This window comes from Phnomibacter ginsenosidimutans (assembly GCF_009740285.1).
GTDB classification, from domain to species: Bacteria; Bacteroidota; Bacteroidia; order Chitinophagales; family Chitinophagaceae; genus Phnomibacter; species Phnomibacter ginsenosidimutans.
Genome location: NZ_CP046566.1, coordinates 3,678,562 through 3,699,653, shown reverse-complemented (window position 1 = coordinate 3,699,653; position 21,092 = coordinate 3,678,562). Strand labels below are relative to the sequence as shown.

Genomic DNA, 21,092 nt, shown 5'->3' with positions numbered 1-21,092 from the left:
TTTGTAAAGCGTAGTTCTACTGTTTGTGTGCACAGATTTCAGGGCTACACTTTTAAACAACGTTACCTTCGCACATTATTGCTTATTGCCTATTCAATTATTCATTCCCCTTCATGCAATACACCCATAAAAAATCGCTGGGACAGCATTTTCTGCACGACGAAAACATGTGCCGCAAAATTGTGGCTGCGCTGCAGCAGCAACCTGTACAACAGCTGGTAGAAGTGGGACCCGGTGCCGGTGCCATCACCAAATACCTCATGGAGCTGCCAGATGTAACACTCAAACTCATTGAGATAGATGATGAGAAAGTGGCGTATCTCTTGCATACCTATCCTGCACTCGAAGGAAAGATTATTCATGAAAGTGTATTGGATACAGGAGTGCCATTCGAAGGGCCATTCACCGTAATTGGAAACTTTCCGTACAACATTTCTACTGAAATCGTTTTCAAAGTACTCGATTGGAAAACACAAGTGACTGCAGTGATTGGCATGTTTCAAAAAGAAGTGGCACAACGTTTGGCGGCAGGCCCCGGCAGCAAAGTGTATGGCGTAACGAGTGTGCTGACACAAGCCTATTTCAACGTAGAATATTTGTTTGATGTACCACCGGGTTGCTTTGCACCACCACCCAAAGTAATGAGCGGTGTGATACGCATGACACCTGTGCAAACACCCATACACATGCGTAGTGAAAATGACTTTCGCATCTTGGTGAAAGCCGCATTTAACCAACGCAGAAAACAATTGCGCAATGCGGTGCGTTCTTTGTTTAGTACCGAGGTATTACAAGATCCCATTTTCAATCAACGGGCAGAGCAACTGAGCATCGAACAATTTGCTGCGCTGACTTTTCAAATGAACTAATCAACATGCTTCCACGTGTTCTTATAACGGCCAAGTGTCATCCATGGCTTCTCGATAAACTCGACACACAATTTCAAGTAGATTTTCGACCGACTATTACCTACGAAGAGCTACTGGCTTGCGTAGCAGATGTGGAAGGACTGATTGTAACCACACGGTTGAAAATTGATGCGGCTATCATCAATCAGGCAAGTCATCTCAAATGGATTGGCCGCCTGGGTTCGGGACTGGAATTGATAGATGTAGCCTACGCCGAAAGCAAGGGCATTAAAGTAGTGAGCAGCCCCGAAGGCAACCGGAATGCAGTAGCCGAACATGCGTTGGGCATGCTGCTGAGCCTGCTCAATAAACTGCATACCAGCTTTGCAGAAGTTAAACAACGCATTTGGCTACGGGACGAAAATCGTGGTACTGAGCTGGCAGGCAAAACAGTTGGCATTATTGGCTATGGCAATACCGGCTCACAGTTTGCCAAATTGCTACAACCTTTTGGCGTAACCGTTTTAGCGTACGACGCCAACCGCTTTGGCTTTGCCAATGCGTATGTAAAAGAAGCATCGCTGGAGCAAATTCAGCGCTATGCAGATGTAGTGAGTTTTCATGTGCCGCTCAACGATGAAACCTTGTACATGGCCAATGCCGATTTTTTCGCAGGACTGCAACACCAACCTTGGATTATCAATACCAGCAGAGGCAAAGTATTGCAGCTTACAGCACTACAACATGCGTTGCAACATGGGCTGGTAGCCGGCGCAGCTCTCGATGTGCTGGAGAATGAAAAATTAAGCACCTACACTACCGAAGAAATGCAGGTGCTTGATACACTGTGCGCCATGCCCAATGTGATGATTACACCACACATTGCAGGTTACACACATGAGGCTTATTTGAAGATGGCAGAAGTGGTGTGGCAAAAGCTGTTTGCCTAGGCAGCCATGTGATCTTCCAGGCTGGCAATGGCCTTTTGAAGCGTTTGCATAAATTCATCAGCCGTGGCATTGCCTTTGTCTTTGGCATACCAGCCGTGCAATTTTTCTTTCACTATTTCGAAGTCGGCATTGTCTGCTTTGAGTTCGTCTATCACGGCCTGTGCACCAGTAGGGCGTGGTCCCCACCAGCCGAGCACATCCCATGTGTCTGGCCGCAGAATAATGGTGACAGGAATAGAGCGACTTGTACCATTGGTGAGAAAACGATCCATAACGGGCAGGTGCTCATCACGCAAAATAATTTTGTGCTCCCAGGTGGCTCTGGCTGCCACCATTTTATCAATCACCGGCACTATTTGTGCAGCATCGCCACACCAGCCTTCGCTGATGGTAAGGAAGTACAATTTTGACGGCAACTTTTGTATTTGATGCCAGTGCTTTTGCGGTACAGCAAAAGTTTTGTCGAGACGGTTCATGCGGGCAATGTTTAACCTGGCATATTCTACCAGCCAAAGCTCCTGATTGGAGCCGGTGGTTTTGTTGTCTGCCATTAACGTCTGTAACATGTCCCTGTATTCAGGATAGCTTGCTGCACTGCGCCACAAAGATTCATTCAACTCAGGATGGATCATTTCTTGCTAATTGGGGGCGCAAGTTGCATCAACATGGCTAAACATGATGACCTTAAAATGTTAAGGATTGCCATTTACGACTGAGCAGCAACTTTTTTTTGACAAAACTGTGGCACACGTCACAGAATTGATAGCTGATGAATACATACGAAAACGTTTGCGTATGCGGCAATGGTTTTGTTGGCAAATTCCGTGCAGCATCGAATGGCATTTGCAAAGCGGAGTACTGGCTGACAAATCTAAATGCTGCGAATCCCCTTTCTCGTCTTTAATGTCCACTTTAGTACGATTCATCAAAAATTACATAAATTGGTTTCGTATATTATTCATCATTCAGCATGAAGCCACTCTTTATTTGTATACTGCTGCTTCAGTATGTAACTGTTATTGCACAGCCTTTTACATTGGATGGACAAATCCATCAAATGAAAGAGGGGTTAATAAGACTAAGCTATTTTGACCCGGTAATGAAGCGTTACAGATACGACACTGCTGTTGTAAAACAAGAGAAATTTCAATTTGCCGGAGTAATTCAAGGTAGTTGCAGAGCCACATTGCTTCCCATCTCCAATCAAGAATTACCGTGGTTGGTGTTGTATTTACAAGCGGGACAAAATGTGGTGGAGGGCAGTATCAATAATTGGGAATATTCAGGAGTGAAGGCGGGTGCCGATCAAATGGTGAACGAAAAGTACACTGCATTGAGTGCACCATTGATTCAAAATCTTTCGACGATAAGAGATTCTGTAAGGGCGGCAGAGCGTTTACAAGAGAAACAGCCAGACTCAAAAGCGCTTTTTGAACGAGCTGCATTTTGGCAACAACAGGAGCAAGCAGTAGAAGAAGAATTGACCGCCCTCAATAAAAGTTTTGTGTTGGCGCATTCAGAAAGTATTGTAAGTGGAGATATATTATCTGGTCTTTTGGATATAGAGGCAGATTCGGTAGTGAATGCCTTGTTTTTTTCGCTCCATGCTTTGGTACAACAGCATCCTGAATTGCAGCAACTACATGCAAGAGCCAATATGCGCCCCGGTGCAAAAGCGCCGTCATTTGATGCAGTAAATGTGCAGGGCGATTCCATCCGTATATCTTTTGACAAGCAACAGCCCTTGACCCTGTTGGATTTTTGGGCCAGTTGGTGCGGGCCTTGCAGAGCAGATGTTCCGAAGTTGAAAAAGCTTCAAAGCAAATATGGAATCGATAAATTGGCGGTATTACCAGTGTCAATACATGAAAGGAAAAAAGAAAAATGGCTGGAAGCAATTAAAGAAGATAGTACATCGCATTGGCCGCATGTATACTCCCAACGATTTATCTATAACTGCGCTTCAATGGCGTACGGTGTACAAGCCATACCAGTAAAAATACTCATTGATGCTGATGGGAAAATTGTGTACCGAAGTGAATCAGGTGGTGGTATTGAAGGGGTAAGCACTTTTTTGAAAAACTATTTTGGCTACTAATCTTCCAGCAAGTGCTTGCTATTGTATGCCTTCCCGCTTGGCCAATCGGGCAGCATACACACTAATCACTAATATTTGAAAGGCATGAAACAACATGAGCGGCAGCAGCATGAGGCCGGTAGTACCTGCCTGTGCAAACAAGATTTTAGAAAACACGGTGCCATGCACCAACGATTTTTTGGTGCCGCAAAACTGTGCCGTTATCTGGTCTTCGATGCTGAAATGTAATCGCTTGCTCATAATACCAATCAATGCATACACCCCATAAAACAATGCCAGCACTACCACAGCAATCAATGCAAAATCGAGCCACGCCACCTGCGCATACAAATCACCGGCAAACGACTCTGCAAAGCTTTTGTAAATGATGAGCAGAATGACAGATTTGTCGAACAGGCTGAGCTGCCGGTGATAGCGAATGGCCAGTTGGCCGCCATAGCGTTGCAACAAAATGCCGAGTACTACGGGCAGTAAAATCTCTAAGAGCAGCTTGCTGTAAATGCTGCTGAGATCGTAGTGGCCCGTTTGTTGTTGCATGAACAGGCCCATCCACAAAGGCGTGATGGCAATACCAATGAGCCCCGAAATACTGGCATTGAAAATGGCTGCGGGCAAATTGCCCTTTGCAACCGACACCATTACCACCGAAGATGAAACGGTAGATGGCAAGGCGGCTAAAAACAACAACGCCAACCAAATACTGGCGTGGCTGCTTGATTGCATGAATGGATACAGTACCAAAACAAGTAAGGGAAACAACAGAAACGTAGACAACTGCACCAATACATGCAGGTGCCAGTTTTTGAGACCGGCTTTGAGCTTATCGGGGCTGAGGCGAAGGCCATAAAAAAGAAGATGAGCGAAACGCCGATGCTGCCGATGCGGTCGAGGGGAATGCCGCTTTGTGGCAGGCCCCACTGCGGGAAAAACCACGCCAGCAAAATGACGATGAGTATGGCAACCACAAAACTATCCGGCTTAAACTTCATGCAAGGCGTATTGAAAGGCAGCAATCAATTGTAGGGCATGAAGGTACGAGATTGGTTTATGTGCCGGGGTTGGGCCACTTGGCTTGCAAATGGGCCATGGTTTGTTGGGCTATCTGTTGCATCACCACTGTATTGATGTGTTGCAACTGCTGAATGGTAATGCAACTCCGCCCCATTTTGTACTTGCCCAGTTGGCGCAGCAATGCCTCATTGGCTGGAATATGGGCATAGATGTATAAAGAAATTCCACTCTTACGAGGCGCAAAACCCACCAGCATAAAATCGGCTTCGCGGCCACTCTCGTATTTGTAATGGTATTGCCCAAAGCCTACAATGGCATCGCCCCACATGCGGGGCGGGTGGCCGGTGGCTTCTTGTAACAATTGGGCTATTTGCAGGCAATCGGGCAGCTGTGCTGCAGTAGCAGCAGCTTGCAAAAAAGCCATGGGGTCGGCGCTGTTGGGGCTGGTTTTGTTGGGCTTGGCCATGGGGTAAATATGAGGATTGAATATACAAGGTAAAGGTCGGAAATGCACTACAGCCGATGGGCGGCGGTGCTTGGAGGGTGAGGCCTCGGGCCGAAGCCCCGTCGATATATGCCGGGGCCGAGCGACAGCGAGCCCGGAAAGGACCGGACTATTGCCGGGGCATGCAGATAGCCGACCGCCCCATATTTCTTAAAAGAAAGGAAAAGCTATGGCTGAAATTTTGCCCGTTCAGCATTTTTCCTACTTTTGAATCAATGGCAACGCTTTCACTACGTGGTGAAGGCGTTGTTATTTTTTTTCTGTCCAAACCAAACTGAAATATCAGTAAAAAGCAAGGAGGAATGATATGAGTGCTGTGAACTATGTAACGCAGGAAACCTTTGAAAAAATGCAGGCAGAACTGCAGCACATGCGGGCAGTAGACCGGCCGGCAGCCAGCCGTGCCATTGCGGAAGCCCGTGAAAAAGGCGACCTGAAAGAGAATGCTGAGTACGACGCGGCCAAAGAGGCGCAGGGCTTGCTGGAAGCTAAAATCAAATCGCTGGAATCGGCCATTGCCAACAGCCGTATTGTTGATACCAATAGCATCGACACCAGCAAGGTGAGCATCCTCACCAAGGTAAAAATTACCAACCTGGCCACGAAGAAAACCGTAGAATACACCATTGTGGGCGAAAAAGAAGCCGACCTGAAAGCAGGCAAAATTTCGGCGACTTCACCCATTGGCAAGGGCCTGATTGGTAAAACCGTAGGCGATGTAGCCGAAGTGCAGGCACCGACAGGCATCCTGAAATTTAAGATTGAAGAGATTGGGGTGTAGTACCAATGAGCCAATGAGGTAATGTGCTAATATGCCAATGGAATACAATGAATGGGCAATGATGAAAAGGCAATGAGTAATAAAAAAAGATACAATTACGCTTGTGGCTGGGTATTGGTATGTGGTTGTATGTAATTGGCGTATTGATTTGGTTTTTGCTCGATGATTCCATCAGTAAGATGGATTACTTTATGAGAACAGTGATGGTCGTCATATTTGCCATATTGGGCACCAATCACTTGTATGAATGGAAAAAGCAAAGGCAACAGGATTGAGCGTTTGCCCATCAATAAAAAAGCGCAGCGATGAGGAATCGCTGCGCTTTGTGTTTGTATACAAATGATGGTGAGGATTAGTGTTGTTGCTCTTTGGCTTCTTCTTTGTCGAGCCAGGCTTTTTCGGCTTTGTAGCTGCCTACCAAACCGAGGCCGCCGCCAATGCCGATGAAGGCAAAATACAGGGCCGGGTTTTCTTCTTCGTGCAGCACATGGCTGCACACAATGTAGGCCAGTGCCAAGCCAATGCCCGCACCAATGAGCAGCAATCCCCACCTGAGGTTTTGGTAAGGCGCAGGCCGCTGCTTATCTGTTTTGGGGTTCATGCCTTTTTCTATCATGGCGAGGTTTTGGCGGGTACGCAGGTACACCACGCCAAATACCATGGCAAAACTGCCGGCAAACATGGTGATGGGTACAAGTATTTCAGGACCGTTCATAGTAATTCAATTTTTAAGGTTTGATAAATGAGGTGTGGTGGGTGTGTTTGCCGGATATGACTACGACCGGTAAACAGAGGTTACAGGGGCCGGAAGATTTTTTTGACCGCGGAGGTTTTGGTTCGCACAGAGGGCACAGAGAGCAAGGAGGTTTTTGCTTTCAGCTTTCTGCAGCAATTCGTGTTATTCGTGCCCCTTCGCTCCATTAGTGTTACATGATATTCAATTCGTGTCATTCGTGGCTATTCGTCCCATTCGTGTTGCTCATTCGTGGCCATTCGATTCGTCAGTGTTACTTATTCGTGTTTCTTCTTGTAACCTCCGCACAATTTCCGTAGTCTTATCCTTGCATATGGGCCATCCCCTTACCGATCAGGAATTGATAGAACGTATTCTGCAAGGCCAGCAACAGTTGTTTGCTGTGCTGGTGGAGCGGTATCAGCAGTTGGTATTTACGGTGGCCCATCGCATGGTGCCGCAGCGGGAAGATGCCGAAGAACTGGCGCAGTCGGCATTTGTAAAGGCCTACCAAAACCTGGGCAACTACCGCGGCGAAGCCAAGTTCAGCACCTGGCTGTACACGATTGTGCATTCTGTTTGTCTTACTTTTTTGCGCAAGCGAACCTTGGCCACACAATCGCTGGACAATGAACAGGTGTATGCCAGTGCGGATAATTTGGATGGCGGCATGCGGGCCAATGTGGTGGAAACAAAATCGAAACAAGCCACACTAACGCAGGCCATACAGCAGCTGAGTGCCGATGATGCACAGGTGCTCACCTTGTTTTATCAGGCTGAGCAATCGCTGGAAGAAATTGGCCGCATCATGCAGATTGACCCCAACACGGTGAAAGTAAAACTGCATCGTGCCCGGCATCGGTTAAAGACATTACTTGAAAAAAACTATGCACAAGAAGTGCAGGATTGGCGATACTAAAAAATGAATGCCATGAACAACCACGTTGAAATGGAAGAACGCCTCTGGCAATGGATAGATGGCCAATGCAATGCTGCCGAAGCGCAGCAGCTGCAGCAACTGGTACAGCACAATGATAGCTGGCGGGCCCTGCATGCCGAGCTCTTGGCCTTGCATAGCAGCCTGCAGCAAGATGCGGAGCTGATGCAACCTTCTATGCGCTTTACTAAAAATGTAATGGAACAAATAGCGTTGTTGAGCATTGAAACCACTGCCAAAAAATACCTCAATAAAAAGATCATCTATACCGTAGCAGGCGTGTTTGTAACCATGCTGGCACTGGTATTGGCTGCTGCTTTTTCATCTGTCAATTGGAAGGGCGGTGAAAGCAGTTTGCAACTGCCCGTACAAAACATAACGAGCACCAATTGGGGCCAATGGTTGGGCGGACAATTCGGCACCATTGCAGCCGTACTGTTTGCCATAGCTGCATTGGCATTGTTGGATCAATACCTGCGGCCCAAACTCTTACAGAAAAAATAATCAGCGGTTGGCAGGTTCGCCTACTTCGGCCGCATTGTGAAACGGGCTCTGCATGAGGGTACCAATGTTTTCATCTTCGGTATTGCTGTAATACCTGTCTAACCCATAACGGATTTGTGCAGGCGGCAGGTAGCTGAACGTACCCAGCAGCCTGTCCCAAATGCTGAGGGCCGTACCATAGTTGCTGTCGGTGTAGGGTTGCTTCCAGTGGTGGTGCACTTTGTGCATATTGGGGCTGATGAATATCCAGCTGATGGCTTTATCGAGCCGCTCCGGCAGGCGAATATTGGCATGGGTAAACATGGTGAACATGCTCATGAATGTTTGCGCCAGCATCACGGCATAAATGGGTAAGCCCATGATGAAAATGCCTGCAGCAAAAAATACCCAACGGTTTAAGGCTTCAAAAGGATGATGGCGCAAACCGCTGGTTACGTCTACATTGTTATCGGCATGGTGCACAATGTGCATACGCCAGAAAAAAGGCACCTGATGCTCTACCCAATGCACCAGCCAGCCACCAAAAAAATCCATGCTCAGTACACCGGCTACTACAATGCCCCATACGGGCAAGCCCAGCCAATGCACCACACCAAATTGATGACGCTGGCACCAGTCGGCTATGAACACCATGCCAAATGCCAGCGCCCCATGCACTACAAAATGCGTTAGTGTAAAAGTAAAATTGACTACGGCATGCCTGCCCTTGGATCGTTTGTAATGCAGTTGTATCAACGGGTATCCGTTTTCGAGCAGCCACAGCAACAATACCGGAACGGCTACCAGTAACAGGCGCAACAACGGCCGGCTTTCGAGCCCGTTGAAAAATTCGAGGACGGCATTCATAGCAAGCAAAAGATTGTACTTGGCGAATATATTCAAGGAGTAAATATTACCAAGCCTAAATAGTGTTTCACATCTTACAAATTGGTGTGTTTACGTGAGCATTATTTTTGTTTTTCTAAATGTATTTGAAATCCAATGTTGAATGATAGGCTGTTAACTTTTGAATCTTGATCCTTTTCTTTTATGTAAGCATAGCCAATTAAGGCTTCCATGGCAACTGATGAGTTTAGGAATAACACAGCGCCAGATTGTAAGGAGTACTCCCAATTGTAAAACTTACTAGTATTATTACCGCCATAGGGTTTTATTACATTTTGATTATACATTACATTGACCTCACTTATAATATTTACTAACTTCTCTTCTGGCAAAAAATAGTAACGAATAAATGGCCCGACCCCAATTGTATATTGCCTGTTTGTAATTAAATTTCCGGGAGTCACTTCGTATTTAGTCATTGTACTTTTATAGTTGCCTCTAAGACCGATAGCACCTTTATCTAAAATAAAGGCACCTACTTTCGGGGATATAGTAAAGGTTGTATTTCTCGAATTTGATGATGCCGTACCATTATTGTTGCTTTTAGCAAATTGGAAATTCCCCCCAACCAGCCAGTTTCCTTTTGTGATTTGAGCGTAGCTGTTAGCAACAAAAAAAACTGCTACAGCAAGAATGATTTTTGTTTTCATGTACTTGTGTTTTGTTGGGTTGTGTTACTAAATTACTGTAAAGTCGGCAGGGCTTTTCTATAGTTTTCCTTTTTGTGAGAAAATTTTCATAACGGTCAATTTTCTGTATTAAAATCTTAGATCCTTCGTTATCGTCCTCAGCGCCTTCGCGGTTTAAAAAAGCAGCACTGATTCAAACAACAAGGGCTTCCTGCATCGCAGAAAGCCCTTGTTGAAAATGTAGCCGGAATTGTTTAGTTGTTTGGCAACAGGCGCAACAGCGGCCGGTTCTCCAGTCTCTTGAAAAATTCGAGGGAGACATTCATAACAGGCAAATGGCTTGTGCAATTACTGTCGGTGCTTGTGGCCGGGTTCGTATATAATGCGGGCAAAAGAACTCAGCCGTTGGTTCTCTCTTTTTACCGGAATGCCTGCTACAATTCCAATCAATAAATTGTCGGAAATGCTCAGGCGCATTTGTGGCCGTATGGTTACATCAAGGTCTTGCTTTGTAGAAGAAGCATTCACTTCCACGCCAATAAAATTGCGGGTGCCGGGCAGCATGTAATGGCTGCTTAGATTGTATTGTCCACTCCGGTGCCAGTGTTTGCTACTGGCGTGGTATTGCCAAATAGGGCCCGTGTACAAAAGCCCATGCCAGTTGCTGCCAAATCTTTTGGCTGCAATAAAAAACGGACTGAGTGTATGCCCGGCCAATAGGGCTGTTTTGCCATACGCATGAAATGCGGGCAATTCAAATTCGTGCAGGTAGCCAACCGCAACAGATGTTTTTGAAGGCTCGTGTACCAGTGCCGTGTATTGCGCAGCCAGTTTCAGGCTGTTGAGTTTGTTTACCTGTTTTTGCCAGCTGGATGAAGGCGTAAAAGTGAAAGGCAGTTCTACTTCTACACCTAACCTGTTCAATGGGGCCCATTCATATTCAATCAGCGCCTGGTACACATCGTAGGTATTGTTGTCTACAATGCCGGTACCAAAGTTCCATTCCCGTTCGCCTTTGCGGGCTCCTAAATCACGTATCAAATCAATGTATAAAGGTTCGGCATGCATAATTTTTGCACGGCCTTTTTGTTTTTCAATACTGGCAATGTACAGGCTGTCTGTTGTCACATGGATGCTGTCGGCCTGCTGACTAACAGCTGTACCGCTGCAAACGAGCAGCAGTACTATAAAAATGTTTTTCATGTATGTAAATAGAAACGTACCACTCAGCAATGCTGCACAGTGGCAATGAGATAAAATAGAAATGTGGAGCAATGCCGGAATATCACCGGCTTACAAAAGGTTACGCTTGCTGCAGATTTGGCGGAGTATAATGCTGTTGTAAAAAACCTTTTGACAAAGGCGCATGGTAAACCAGCATCAACGATGATGACCGAGGTGCCCCCAACAAAAAGGCTCCCTGCATGGGCATCATCAAATCTTTCACCCAATTGTATTTATGTAGCTGATGGGATTGTTCATCCCTGATCGTCTTGGGTATTTTCCGGAAGCAGTTGGTCGTCGTCGGCTACTGTTTCGCATAGCCATTCTGCAAATGAATCAATGTCGTCGTAGGCTTGTGCATGATTATTTGAAGCATGCCAGGTGTCAGCATTCAGCCAGGCGTTTGCCAGCAACAGCAGCATCAGCCACAACAGTGGTGTTGCCCTTTCTCTACGCTGTTGCCATTGCATGCTCATGGGGTAAAAATAAAAGGCACCGATAGAAGTGTCGGTGCCTTTAAGAATAATTTATAGAGTGACTTAGCTGTTCAGCATCAGCGGCATTACCAGCATCAGCAGTTCTTCGCCATCGCCCATTTCGGTGGGTTTAATAATGCCCGCCTTGGTAGGAGTGCTCAGTTCCATCACTACTTCCTGGGTATCGGCGGCGTTCAGCATTTCAATCAAAAACTTGGCGTTGAAAGCAATCTGCAAATCCTGGCCGTTGTACTGGCAAGGCATGCGTTCGTTTCCTTCAAAACTAAAGTCGATGTCTTGTGCGGCCAGCTGTAGTTGGCTGCCATTGATGGTGAGTGCCACCTGATTGGTGCTCTTGTTGCTAAAGATGCTTACCCGGCGCAGTGCCTGCTGAAAATCAGCTTTGCTCACCGTCATTTTGTACGGGTTGTCGGCAGGAATAACCACTTTGTAATCGGGGAAACGGGCATCAATCAAACGACAGCTCATTTGCGTAGTGCCATGCACCACAAACAGGTGGTTGGAATTATAGTTAATGGTGATTTCGTCTTCGTTGTCGGGCAAGGCACTCTTCAGCAGGTTCAATGGCTTTTTAGGCACAATAAACGAATCGGCTTTGGGGCAGCTCACATCGGTACGCTTGTATTTTACCAGGCGGTGGGCATCGGTGGCTACGGTTTGCAGGCCGTCTTTGCTCAGTTCAAAAACACACCGGTCATGGCGGGGCGCAGGTCATCGGTACTTACGGCAAACAAGGTTTTGTTGATGGCCGTTACCAATGCCGTGCTGGTCATGGTAAAGCTGTTGGTATCATCCGCCGATGGCTCCTTAGGGAAGTTATCGGGGTTTTCGCCCATTACCTTGTACTTACCGCTATCGCTGGTGAGTTCAATGCCGTAGTTTTTATCGATGTTGAAAGTAAGCGGCTGGTCGGGCAGGTTTTTGAGTGAGTCCATCAAAATTTTGGCGGGCACACACACTTTGCCGCTGTCTTTGGCTTCCACATCCAGCTTCACCCGCATCACGGTTTCCAGGTCGGTAGCCGTTACTGTCAGTGTGTTTTTGTCTATTTCAAACAAAAAGTCTTCCAGAATGGGCAGCACGTTGTTGGCCTGAATCACACCATTGATTTGTTGCAGTTGCTTCAGTAATACGGAGGAGGAAACAATAAACTTCATATCGGCATTTTTCTTAGTCAGTGAGTAATGCGAAGCGGACAGCAGAGCGTCAGCCACTTTCGCAAAGATGCAGGTTAGGCACCTGATGCGAACAAACCTAAAGCAATTTTTTTGGGGTTTTCCAGCCCCTTTGGGCTCCTGTTGATAAATTGCACGGCACATGCAGCAGCCCAAAGACAGATGGACGCCCAACCAGGCCTGGGAAAAAATGAAGCACTTCTGCGCCTATCAGGAGCGGTGCCAGCAGGAGGTGTACCAAAAAATGCGGGCTGCCAGTCTTACGGCCGAAGAAGCCGATACCATCATCAGCCGGCTGATAGAAGAAAACTACCTGAACGAAGAGCGGTATGCCCGCCAGTTTGCCGGCGGCCACTTTCGGCTGAAGAAATGGGGCAAACAGAAAATAGTGTATGCACTGAAGCAAAAGCAAATCAGCGATTATTGCATACGCAAAGCCATGGAAGAAATAGGCGACGATGCCTACACACAGGCCTTGCACAAACTGGCCCGTGCCAAATGGGCCGCCATCCGCACCGGCACACCCGCCCAACGCTGGGCCAAAACCAAATTGTTTCTGCTGCAAAAAGGCTATCAGGGCAACGAGGTGCAGGCTGTGCTGCAACAATTGCAACGCGGCGATTTGGAGGAGTAAATCATCAACAGGCGCATGAGAAAATTGTACGGGCAGCTAACGGCTGTGTGTGGTATCATTTTGCTGTCGGGCCTTTCGGCCGTTGCCCAGCCGTTGGTTGAGGAAGACAGCATGCCGCCCCGAATCATCCGCAATCATTTCCGGCATGAGTCGCTGATCATTTCCGACAACGATAATTATGTATTGCAACTACGGGATGGATATTATACCAACGGTTTGATGTTGCGTTTCAGCCACGCAGCTACTGCAAAGCCTGGTGGTAACCGATTGGCTAAAGCGGTACACAGCTACGAGTTGGGCCAGCATATTTTCAATCCCGTTCGCTTCGATAGCCTCAATATTGCTACGCAAGACCGGCCGTTTGCGGGCTACCTCTATGGCCGGTTTAGCCGGCAATTGTTTTACAAGCACAATGCTTACCTGCAGCTCAGCGGTTCGCTGGGTGTAGTGGGGCCGGCCTCGGGGGCCAAACAGGTGCAGCGCTGGTACCACAGTGCCATTGGTATTTATGATGTGCAAGGCTGGAGCAATCAGGTGAAAAATGAGTTTCATGTACAGGGTTCGGTGCAGTATGTGCGTAGCTTTTGGCAAAAAGCACAACAGCAAAGACGTTACGATATTGCTACTGTAACCGAAGCCAATCTGGGCAATGCTTTTGTAAATGCCCAGGCCGGGTTGCTACTGCGGGCCGGGCTGATGGAAGCCTATCAAAACAGTGCTCATTTCAACGGCCGTGTTTCCCGTAAGGGTGCAGATGCTCCTGTGCACCACAAAGAGTTTTACTACTTCGTGCAGCCTACGCTGCAGTGGCAAGGCTACAATGCCAGCCTGCAAGGCGGCATGCTGCGCAGCAATAAAGGCCCCAAAACAGTAGCCATAGAACCATGGGTGTGGCAAGTACAAACCGGTTTTAAGCTGGCACAAAACCGCTGGACACTGGGCATGCATTATGTGTACCGCAGCAAGCAAGCTGTGGGCCAGCAGCGATCGGAAAAGTTCTTGTCTATTCAAATCGCCTATCGTACCGGTGGCTATTAACTTCGCAGCATGCATACACATCCTATCAACGCCTCTATACAACTGGTACCCATACAAGATGCCGATAAAGCCATGGGCATCATCGACGAAGCCATTGCCCTCATCCGTACTTCAGGATTGGCCTACGAAGTAGGACCTTTCGGCACTTCGGTAGAAGGAGCATATGAAGAGGTGATGGCCCTCATTCACCGCATCAATGCGTGGATGGCGGCAAACAGCTCGGCCGAGTGGGTGTTGAACATTCAGCTGCATATAGCACCCGCACAAGCGGTAACCATGCAACAAAAAACCGCCAAGCACCGATAAACGTACTGCACATTTATGAAGACTATTGCCATGATACCGGCCCGTTATGCGGCCACTCGTTTTCCCGCCAAGCTCATGCAGCAGCTCGGCAATAAAACCGTTATCCGCCATACCTACGACAATACCGTGGCCACCGGCTTGTTTGATGAAGTGATGGTGGTAACCGACAGCGATATTATTTACAACGAAATAGTACAGCATGGCGGCAAGGCCAAAATGAGCATTCGCCAACACGAAAGCGGCAGCGACCGCATAGCCGAAGCCGTGGCCGATATGGAGGTAGACATAGTGGTAAATGTGCAGGGAGATGAGCCATTTGTAAAAGCCGCACCGTTAAAAAAACTACTCGATGTATTTGCCGGCGAGGACGGACAAAACGTACAAGTGGCCAGCCTGATGCAAGTGCTAACGCATGCAGCCAGCATTGCCGATCCCAACTATGTAAAAGTGGCGGTAGACCTCAACATGAACAGCCTGATGTTTAGCCGTTCGCCCATACCATACCACCGCGACCAAAACCTGACGCCGGTGTATTACGAGCACATTGGTGTGTATGCTTTTCGGAAGCAGGCATTGCTCAACTTTACCAACTGGGCCATGACGCCGTTGGAAGCCGCCGAAAAAATTGAGTGCCTCCGCTACCTTGAGCATGGCATACCGCTCAAAATGGTAGTGGTAGATTATATGGGCGTAGAAATAGATACGCCAGAAGATCTGGAGAAAGCAGCCCGATTGTTGTAATTTCATGTAGCAACCCACTGCACCTACTCCCTGGATTGTAAAGCCTGCAATGCAACATTTTCCAATTGCTTTTGTACAACGGTTCAAAGCCGCCATCAATCAGTTACAGCCCGTTTCCGACGAGACGCTGGAGCAGTTTTTGGCGCATTTTGAATTGATAGATGTGAAGAAAGGCGCAGCGCTTTTGCGGGAGGGAGAAGTATGCAGGCATCTCTACTTTATTGTAAAAGGGGGCATCCGATGTTTTATGCACGATGACCAGGGACGTGAAATCAACCTGCATTTTTATTTTGAAGATGAACTCGTCAGCGAATTTAAAAGCCTGCGGTTGCAGCAACCCTCCGACCGGAATTTGATTACGCTTTCTCCCTGCAAATTGCTCAAGGTTTCGCGGCCCGACTACCTGTCGATGTTTGAGCAAAACATAGAATTCACCCAGGCAGCGTTTCGTTTTTTTCAAGAGCTGTACATAGCCGAAGAAGCACACAGCGAAATGCTGAAGAAACTTTCGGCGGAAGAACGGTATTTGCATGTATGCAATCATCATCCGCACTTGCTGCAGCGGGTTTCGCTTACACAACTGGCCTCTTGGTTGGGTACCAGCCGCGAAAGTCTGAGCCGCATTCGTGCCCGCCTTAACAACTGATTTGCATTGATGCCAACATCCTGTTAATGCTGGTCGTTGCTTTGTTTTTTTTCTGTCAAAACTCCGTTAACGACGTGCTATTGTGACAAATGCCACAGGCCAGCGGCTTTGCCTTTGGCGATATTTGCATATACAACAACGGAACAACTGTAAGAGATAAAAAGATAGTGGTGGGTGTAGAAAAACAGTGTTCGCTGCGGCTGTGCAGCTTCCGCTGAAAAGCCACAGCAGCCAGCATACTTTGTATTGGAGTGTGTAATGCCGTAGCGACCTGTTTATATCTCTGCTGTACCATATAAAAAGGCATTGCCCTTAAACTTTTTCCCAATAGGGTGTGTGGAGTAAGAGTGTGAGGAGTGAGTAGAGTGGACCTGAGAGGGTCCGCTTTTTTTATGTCATTGTGCTGCGGATGCGCTGTCGGCCTTCCTGAATGCTGTGCTCTGCAGAATGGCTATCTTCGCCACTCTTTAACTGAGCAGTATGCAATTCAGAAACTTTAAAATGGTGGGCTACGTGGTGTATGGCCGTGGCAGCTTCAACCAATTGGATGAAATTATTGCACCACACCGCAAAGCCGGTGCCCCCATGGTGTTTTTACTCGATCATTATTTTCAGGGCAAGCCATTGGAAAGCCGCATACCGCTGCGGGGAAACGATGTGCTGCTGTACGCCGATGTAACATACGAACCCAAAACCACACAGGTAGACCGCATTGCCAGCGAACTAAAAGAAGCCTATGGCACTGTGAGTGGTATCATTGGCATTGGTGGTGGCAGTACCATGGATTTGGCCAAAGCCGTAAGCCTCATGATGGGCAACACCGGCAGCAGTGCCGACTATCAGGGTTGGGATTTGGTAAAGCAACCCGGCGTGTACAAAGTAGGTATTCCTACACTGAGTGGTACCGGTGCCGAAGTAAGCCGTACCACCGTGCTTACAGGCCCTACCCGTAAGCTGGGCATGAACAGCGATTTTACCCCTTTCGATCAAATTGTACTCGACCCAGAGTTGACCAAAGACGCACCCAAAAACCAACGTTTTTATACCGGCATGGATTGTTACATCCATTGCATCGAAAGTTTGGAAGGCACTTACCTCAATGAGTTTAGCAAAAGCTATGGTGAGAAGGCCTTGCAGCTTTGCCGCGAAGTGTTTTTAGAAGAACCACACTGGACCGATGAATGCGACGATAAACTGATGATGGCCAGCTATGCCGGCGGCATGAGTATTGCGTATAGCCAGGTAGGTGTGGCCCATGCAGTAAGCTATGGCCTCAGCTATTTGCTGGGCACCAAGCATGGCATTGGCAACTGCATCGTGTTCGATCAGCTGGAGGAGTTTTATCCTGCAGGTGTGGCGGAGTTTAAACGCATGGTGGCAAAAGATGGCTACGAAATTCCCAAGGGCATTTGCGCCAACCTTACCGATGAACAGTTCGACAAAATGATTGACGTAAGCCTTGGCATGAAGCCTTTGTGGGAAAATGCCCTCGGCAAAAACTGGGAAGCACAAATGACCCGCAGCAGATTGCGGGCACTGTACGAAAAACTCTGACACTTGCGTTCTTATTCATTCCTTACTAATTTCATTGTCTAATAAAACCAGCCTATGAATTGGATGAAAAAAATAACTGCACTTGCGTTGGTGAGTGTATGCAGCTATACTGCACAAGCCCAAAAAGCAGTGGGCAATCCATTGTTTTTGCACATGCACGATAAAATGGTGCAGGTGGATAAGTACAACGATATATTGAGCGGTACTGTTTTTGTAGACAGCAACTGGCAACTGGGTGCTGTGCTGCTGGAAAATGGCACTTTGGTTGAAAATGTTCGCATTCGCATCAATGTGCTGGATGACGAAATTCACTACATCGATGAATCCGGTAAAGAGATGGTGTCTACTCAAAACATCAAGAGTGTCATCTTTAAAAAAACTGGTAATGACACCACGGGTGTGTTTGTGTCGAAGTATGCATTTTCTGGCAAAGACGCTGGTATGCCCGGTGGCTGGATGCAATTATTGGCAAAAGGAAAAGCTTCTTTGCTGAAGAAATACCATAAGTCTATCATTGAATCGAAGGGGTATAGCTCTGCGACAGTTGAAAAAAATATCGTTACAGAAGTACGCTATTTCGTGTGGTATAATGGTGAGCTGGTAAGGGTAAAGAATGTAAGCGAAGTTGCTGCTGCCATCAACAATCCTGCTGTAGACAAGCAATTGAGCAACATGAAGAAAAATGGCAAGTCAGAAATGGAATTGAAAGCCTTGGTAGATTATTTTAATACGTTGTAAAACAATCAACTAAAAAATGGGAAAAGCAGCAGGCATCACCTGCTGCTTTTTTTGTGGCCGTTGAATGGTACAATCCTGTACTTTTAGCACAAACAGCCCTAAGCAACATGTCTACCCGACGTACATTTATGCAGAAGCTGGCCGTCTTGGGCACTTCAGCATTTACCGCCAATACACTGCTGCAGGAATTGCATGCCGCTCATTTGGAAGATGCCTACAAGTTGCTCGATGCCGGCAACCCCGAGTCGGATGCCCGCAACGAAGCCTTCTGGACTTTTTTTCAGCAAGCATACACCGTTAATCCCAACCTCATCAACCTCAACAATGGTGGGGTAAGCCCGGCACCAAAAGTGGTGCAGGAAGCACTGCAACGCTACAACGATTTGGCCAATCAGGCGCCGAGCTACTACATGTGGCGGGTGATAGAAATGAACCGTGAACCGCTGCGCTACAAGCTGGCTCAATTGGCAGGTTGCAGCACCGAGGAAATCGCCATCAATCGTAATACAACGGAATCACTCAATACTGTCATTTTTGGATTGCCGCTGCAAAAAGGCGATGAAGTCATTGGCACCTTGCAGGACTATCCGAACATGATACAAGCCTGGCGGCAGCGCCAAATGCGGGATGGCATTGTGTACAAGCAAATCTCTTTCGACTTCCCAATTGAAGATGATGAAACCATCGTTCAACAATTTGCCGAAGCCATGACGCCCAAAACCAAAGTGGTACACATTACCCACATCGTCAATTGGGTGGGGCAAATATTGCCGGTGAAAAAAATAGCCGACATGGCACATAGCCGTGGTGCCGAAGTCATCATCGACGGAGCACACAGTTTTGGTTTGCTCAACTTCAAGATACCCGATTTGGGTGGCGATTATTATGGCACCTCGCTACACAAGTTTTTGAGTGCTCCCATTGGCAATGGCTTGCTCTGGATAAAAAAAGAAAAGATTGGAAAAATATGGCCATTGTTGTGCAACGACAAGCCGCAGAGTGATGATATCCGCAAGTTTGAAACACTGGGCACCCGTAGCTTTTGCATAGAACAAGCCACTGGCGAAGCCATCAATTTTCATGAAGCCATAGGCAGCCAGCGCAAGGAAGACCGCATTCGGTATCTCAAAAATTACTGGGCAGAAAAAGCAGCGCAGATACCCAAGGTAAAACTGCATACTTCATTAAAAGCACCTTACTCTTGCGCCATTGCCGGTGTAAGTATTGACGGCCTGAAGCCGGAAGAACTGGACAGTAAACTGTTCAACAAGTTCAAGATTCATGCGGTAGGTATCAACTGGGAAAACATTCATTGCGTAAGGGTTACGCCGCATGTGTACACCCGCACCCAAGACCTCGACAAGCTGGTGTATGCGCTGGAGCAAATAGCTGCGGGAAAAGCGTAAATACAATTGCGTTACGATAAATGAAAATGGGCTTGCCAATTTTGGTAAGCCCATTTTCATGAGGGTAAAGATTGAAAGTCAATTGTTATTTCAATGCCTTCACCCAATGCAATAATCCTTCATACACTTTTTGTGCGATGTTGTGCTGAAAGCGGCTGCTGCGGATGAGTTGCTCGTCTTGCTCATTGCTCAGGAAAGCCACTTCTACCAAACAGCTCGGATAATCTGTAGGCTGCACCAGTTGAAAATTGAAGCTCCCAATATTGCCAAACTCCGGCAGATCATCTATCTCCAACAATTGGCTGAGTATGTGTTGTGTGAGTGGTTGAAAAGCGGGATGCTTGTAGTACGTACTCACACCTCTCACTGTAGTGCGGCTGCTGCTATTGAGGTGAAAACTAATGAGTGCATCGGGCTGCAACGGTTGCAGGTACAGCAGGCGGTCTTTGTTGTCAATCGTCGTGTCTTTATCCCGAATCATGATGGTTTGTATGCCTTTCTTTTGCAGTAATTGTTGCAGTTCTTTGGCAAAAAGAATAGTGTAATCTTTCTCCAAAATTTTAGTGGCAATACCGCTGGCGCCGGTGTTGCTGCCACCATGTCCGGCATCGATGGCAACCACCATATCATGCAAATGCGTATGTGCCGGTTTGCGTTTGATGATGAGCTGCAACCGTTTGCCGCTGTAGCTGATGCGGTAGCCCAGGTGTTGGGCTTGCTTCAAACGAATACTAGCCTGTACCACATCATTGTCTGTTTGCTTCCAGCTTACCGAGGCAATGCCTTTGGCTGTTTGCAATTGGGTAATCCAATTCGTGTTGGATTGTGCTCCGTAGAGTTCTACATAAATAGCTGTGGGTTCGATTTCCATCCACGAGGTGTAGGGTACTTTACGGCTCAGGCTAATGCTCACCGTGTCGTACTCATCGCCACCCCGCACATGCCACGATTCGGTGGTAGCTGGCTGTGCAGGTAAACTATCTGTTGTAAAACGTACAAACTCTTTGGCGAGGTAGGCGGTTCTGTGCTGCGACAATTGCAAGGTGTAATTGCCCTGAACACTGTCTATCACATTCACCACAATGCCAGTATCAATATAGCCGGCTTTGGCACTGCCCAATCTGTCGGCACCATTGCTGTACGAGAGTTGCGGCAGCTTGCCTGTAATAACAGCCGCAGATTGTGCCAATGCGATGCTGCTGCAGAGCAACAAAAAGCCGCATGAAATCCATGTCTTCATGCGGCAATTTAA

General features: G+C 47.3%; 27 protein-coding genes. 16 read left to right on the top strand and 11 right to left on the bottom strand.

Translation table 11 applies throughout. The features are described 5' to 3' along the window. Positions 1 to 113: 113 nt before the first annotated feature. Together rsmA and GLV81_RS16005 are read left to right on the top strand one after the other, a co-directional pair. Entirely contained in the window at positions 114 to 869 is a 756-nt protein-coding gene (rsmA, locus tag GLV81_RS16010; RefSeq protein WP_157479764.1) for a 16S rRNA (adenine(1518)-N(6)/adenine(1519)-N(6))-dimethyltransferase RsmA, read from the top strand. A 5-nt stretch (positions 870 to 874) separates the two neighbouring features. Further along, the gene (locus tag GLV81_RS16005) at positions 875 to 1,798 is read left to right on the top strand and encodes an NAD(P)-dependent oxidoreductase (RefSeq protein ID WP_157479763.1); all 924 of its coding nucleotides are present in this window, start codon (positions 875 to 877) and stop codon (positions 1,796 to 1,798) included. Here GLV81_RS16005 and GLV81_RS16000 read toward each other — a convergent pair. After that, entirely contained in the window at positions 1,795 to 2,364 is a 570-nt protein-coding gene (locus tag GLV81_RS16000) for a thioredoxin family protein (protein WP_197428582.1), read from the bottom strand. The genes GLV81_RS16005 and GLV81_RS16000 overlap by 4 nt on opposite strands. 404 nt (positions 2,365 to 2,768) lie before the next feature. Between GLV81_RS16000 and GLV81_RS15995 the strand changes: the two genes are divergently transcribed. Further along, positions 2,769 to 3,896, top strand: coding sequence for a TlpA disulfide reductase family protein (locus tag GLV81_RS15995; protein WP_157479761.1), 1,128 nt, complete (start codon positions 2,769 to 2,771; stop codon positions 3,894 to 3,896). An 18-nt stretch (positions 3,897 to 3,914) separates the two neighbouring features. Here the strand turns inward: GLV81_RS15995 and GLV81_RS15990 are convergent, their stop codons facing one another. Both GLV81_RS15990 and GLV81_RS15985 read right to left on the bottom strand, forming a co-directional pair. Then, positions 3,915 to 4,814 carry a bile acid:sodium symporter gene (locus GLV81_RS15990; RefSeq protein ID WP_425500018.1) on the bottom strand — a complete coding sequence of 300 codons (900 nt, stop codon included), beginning with the start codon at positions 4,812 to 4,814 and terminating at the stop codon, positions 3,915 to 3,917. Between the two features lie 127 nt (positions 4,815 to 4,941). Continuing rightward, positions 4,942 to 5,373 (bottom strand): DUF1801 domain-containing protein, encoded by a 432-nt coding sequence (locus tag GLV81_RS15985; protein WP_157479760.1) that lies wholly within the window; start codon positions 5,371 to 5,373, stop codon positions 4,942 to 4,944. Positions 5,374 to 5,719: 346 nt separating this feature from the next. On the opposite strand from GLV81_RS15985, the gene greA reads away from it, so the two are divergent. Beyond that, entirely contained in the window at positions 5,720 to 6,193 is a 474-nt protein-coding gene (gene greA, locus GLV81_RS15980; RefSeq protein WP_157479759.1) for a transcription elongation factor GreA, read from the top strand. Between the two features lie 101 nt (positions 6,194 to 6,294). Further along, positions 6,295 to 6,468 (top strand): hypothetical protein, encoded by a 174-nt coding sequence (locus tag GLV81_RS15975; protein ID WP_157479758.1) that lies wholly within the window; start codon positions 6,295 to 6,297, stop codon positions 6,466 to 6,468. A 77-nt stretch (positions 6,469 to 6,545) separates the two neighbouring features. Here GLV81_RS15975 and GLV81_RS15970 read toward each other — a convergent pair whose 3' ends face one another. After that, a complete protein-coding gene (locus tag GLV81_RS15970; RefSeq protein ID WP_157479757.1) occupies positions 6,546 to 6,908 on the bottom strand; it encodes a DUF6249 domain-containing protein in 363 nt (120 codons plus the stop codon). Positions 6,909 to 7,260: 352 nt separating this feature from the next. On the opposite strand from GLV81_RS15970, the gene GLV81_RS15965 reads away from it, so the two are divergent. Continuing rightward, positions 7,261 to 7,845, top strand: a complete 585-nt coding sequence (locus tag GLV81_RS15965) for an RNA polymerase sigma factor (protein ID WP_157479756.1) — start codon at positions 7,261 to 7,263, stop codon at positions 7,843 to 7,845. Positions 7,846 to 7,857: 12 nt separating this feature from the next. Then, positions 7,858 to 8,367 (top strand): hypothetical protein, encoded by a 510-nt coding sequence (locus GLV81_RS15960; protein ID WP_157479755.1) that lies wholly within the window; start codon positions 7,858 to 7,860, stop codon positions 8,365 to 8,367. On the opposite strand, the gene GLV81_RS15955 is transcribed toward GLV81_RS15960, so the two are convergent. The 6 genes from GLV81_RS15955 to GLV81_RS20695 all read right to left on the bottom strand — a co-directional run bounded on the left by GLV81_RS15955 (position 8,368) and on the right by GLV81_RS20695 (position 12,759). Then, on the bottom strand, positions 8,368 to 9,213 hold the full coding sequence (locus GLV81_RS15955) for a sterol desaturase family protein (RefSeq protein ID WP_157479754.1): 846 nt from the start codon (positions 9,211 to 9,213) through the stop codon (positions 8,368 to 8,370). A 101-nt stretch (positions 9,214 to 9,314) separates the two neighbouring features. Next, complete coding sequence (locus tag GLV81_RS15950; RefSeq protein WP_157479753.1) at positions 9,315 to 9,902, bottom strand: outer membrane beta-barrel protein; 588 nt, start codon at positions 9,900 to 9,902, stop codon at positions 9,315 to 9,317. A 327-nt stretch (positions 9,903 to 10,229) separates the two neighbouring features. Next, a complete protein-coding gene (locus GLV81_RS15945) occupies positions 10,230 to 11,084 on the bottom strand; it encodes an HAEPLYID family protein (RefSeq protein WP_157479752.1) in 855 nt (284 codons plus the stop codon). A 275-nt stretch (positions 11,085 to 11,359) separates the two neighbouring features. Then, the gene (locus GLV81_RS15940) at positions 11,360 to 11,581 is read right to left on the bottom strand and encodes a hypothetical protein (protein WP_157479751.1); all 222 of its coding nucleotides are present in this window, start codon (positions 11,579 to 11,581) and stop codon (positions 11,360 to 11,362) included. A gap of 63 nt (positions 11,582 to 11,644) precedes the next feature. Beyond that, entirely contained in the window at positions 11,645 to 12,235 is a 591-nt protein-coding gene (locus GLV81_RS20700; protein WP_246186389.1) for a DNA polymerase III subunit beta, read from the bottom strand. A 41-nt stretch (positions 12,236 to 12,276) separates the two neighbouring features. Then, the gene (locus GLV81_RS20695) at positions 12,277 to 12,759 is read right to left on the bottom strand and encodes a DNA polymerase III subunit beta (RefSeq protein ID WP_246186072.1); all 483 of its coding nucleotides are present in this window, start codon (positions 12,757 to 12,759) and stop codon (positions 12,277 to 12,279) included. 160 nt (positions 12,760 to 12,919) lie between these two features. Here GLV81_RS20695 and GLV81_RS15930 point away from each other — a divergent pair, with 160 nt between their 5' ends. The 9 genes from GLV81_RS15930 to GLV81_RS15895 all read left to right on the top strand — a co-directional run bounded on the left by GLV81_RS15930 (position 12,920) and on the right by GLV81_RS15895 (position 19,840). Beyond that, positions 12,920 to 13,411 carry a regulatory protein RecX gene (locus tag GLV81_RS15930; RefSeq protein WP_157479750.1) on the top strand — a complete coding sequence of 164 codons (492 nt, stop codon included), beginning with the start codon at positions 12,920 to 12,922 and terminating at the stop codon, positions 13,409 to 13,411. A 15-nt stretch (positions 13,412 to 13,426) separates the two neighbouring features. Beyond that, a complete protein-coding gene (locus GLV81_RS15925) occupies positions 13,427 to 14,449 on the top strand; it encodes a lipid A deacylase LpxR family protein (protein ID WP_157479749.1) in 1,023 nt (340 codons plus the stop codon). Between the two features lie 9 nt (positions 14,450 to 14,458). Then, positions 14,459 to 14,755, top strand: coding sequence for a thiamine-binding protein (locus GLV81_RS15920; protein WP_157479748.1), 297 nt, complete (start codon positions 14,459 to 14,461; stop codon positions 14,753 to 14,755). 15 nt (positions 14,756 to 14,770) lie between these two features. Then, the gene (gene kdsB / locus GLV81_RS15915; RefSeq protein ID WP_157479747.1) at positions 14,771 to 15,496 is read left to right on the top strand and encodes a 3-deoxy-manno-octulosonate cytidylyltransferase; all 726 of its coding nucleotides are present in this window, start codon (positions 14,771 to 14,773) and stop codon (positions 15,494 to 15,496) included. A gap of 49 nt (positions 15,497 to 15,545) precedes the next feature. Next, the gene (locus tag GLV81_RS15910) at positions 15,546 to 16,142 is read left to right on the top strand and encodes a Crp/Fnr family transcriptional regulator (protein ID WP_157479746.1); all 597 of its coding nucleotides are present in this window, start codon (positions 15,546 to 15,548) and stop codon (positions 16,140 to 16,142) included. An 89-nt stretch (positions 16,143 to 16,231) separates the two neighbouring features. Beyond that, the gene (locus tag GLV81_RS21390; protein WP_281350711.1) at positions 16,232 to 16,360 is read left to right on the top strand and encodes a hypothetical protein; all 129 of its coding nucleotides are present in this window, start codon (positions 16,232 to 16,234) and stop codon (positions 16,358 to 16,360) included. A 262-nt stretch (positions 16,361 to 16,622) separates the two neighbouring features. Beyond that, positions 16,623 to 17,696 (top strand): iron-containing alcohol dehydrogenase family protein, encoded by a 1,074-nt coding sequence (locus GLV81_RS15905; protein ID WP_157479745.1) that lies wholly within the window; start codon positions 16,623 to 16,625, stop codon positions 17,694 to 17,696. 54 nt (positions 17,697 to 17,750) lie between these two features. Then, the gene (locus tag GLV81_RS15900; RefSeq protein ID WP_157479744.1) at positions 17,751 to 18,434 is read left to right on the top strand and encodes a hypothetical protein; all 684 of its coding nucleotides are present in this window, start codon (positions 17,751 to 17,753) and stop codon (positions 18,432 to 18,434) included. Positions 18,435 to 18,541: 107 nt separating this feature from the next. Then, on the top strand, positions 18,542 to 19,840 hold the full coding sequence (locus GLV81_RS15895; protein ID WP_157479743.1) for an aminotransferase class V-fold PLP-dependent enzyme: 1,299 nt from the start codon (positions 18,542 to 18,544) through the stop codon (positions 19,838 to 19,840). An 85-nt stretch (positions 19,841 to 19,925) separates the two neighbouring features. On the opposite strand, the gene GLV81_RS15890 is transcribed toward GLV81_RS15895, so the two are convergent. Continuing rightward, positions 19,926 to 21,080, bottom strand: a complete 1,155-nt coding sequence (locus tag GLV81_RS15890) for an N-acetylmuramoyl-L-alanine amidase (RefSeq protein ID WP_157479742.1) — start codon at positions 21,078 to 21,080, stop codon at positions 19,926 to 19,928. Positions 21,081 to 21,092 lie beyond the last annotated feature (12 nt).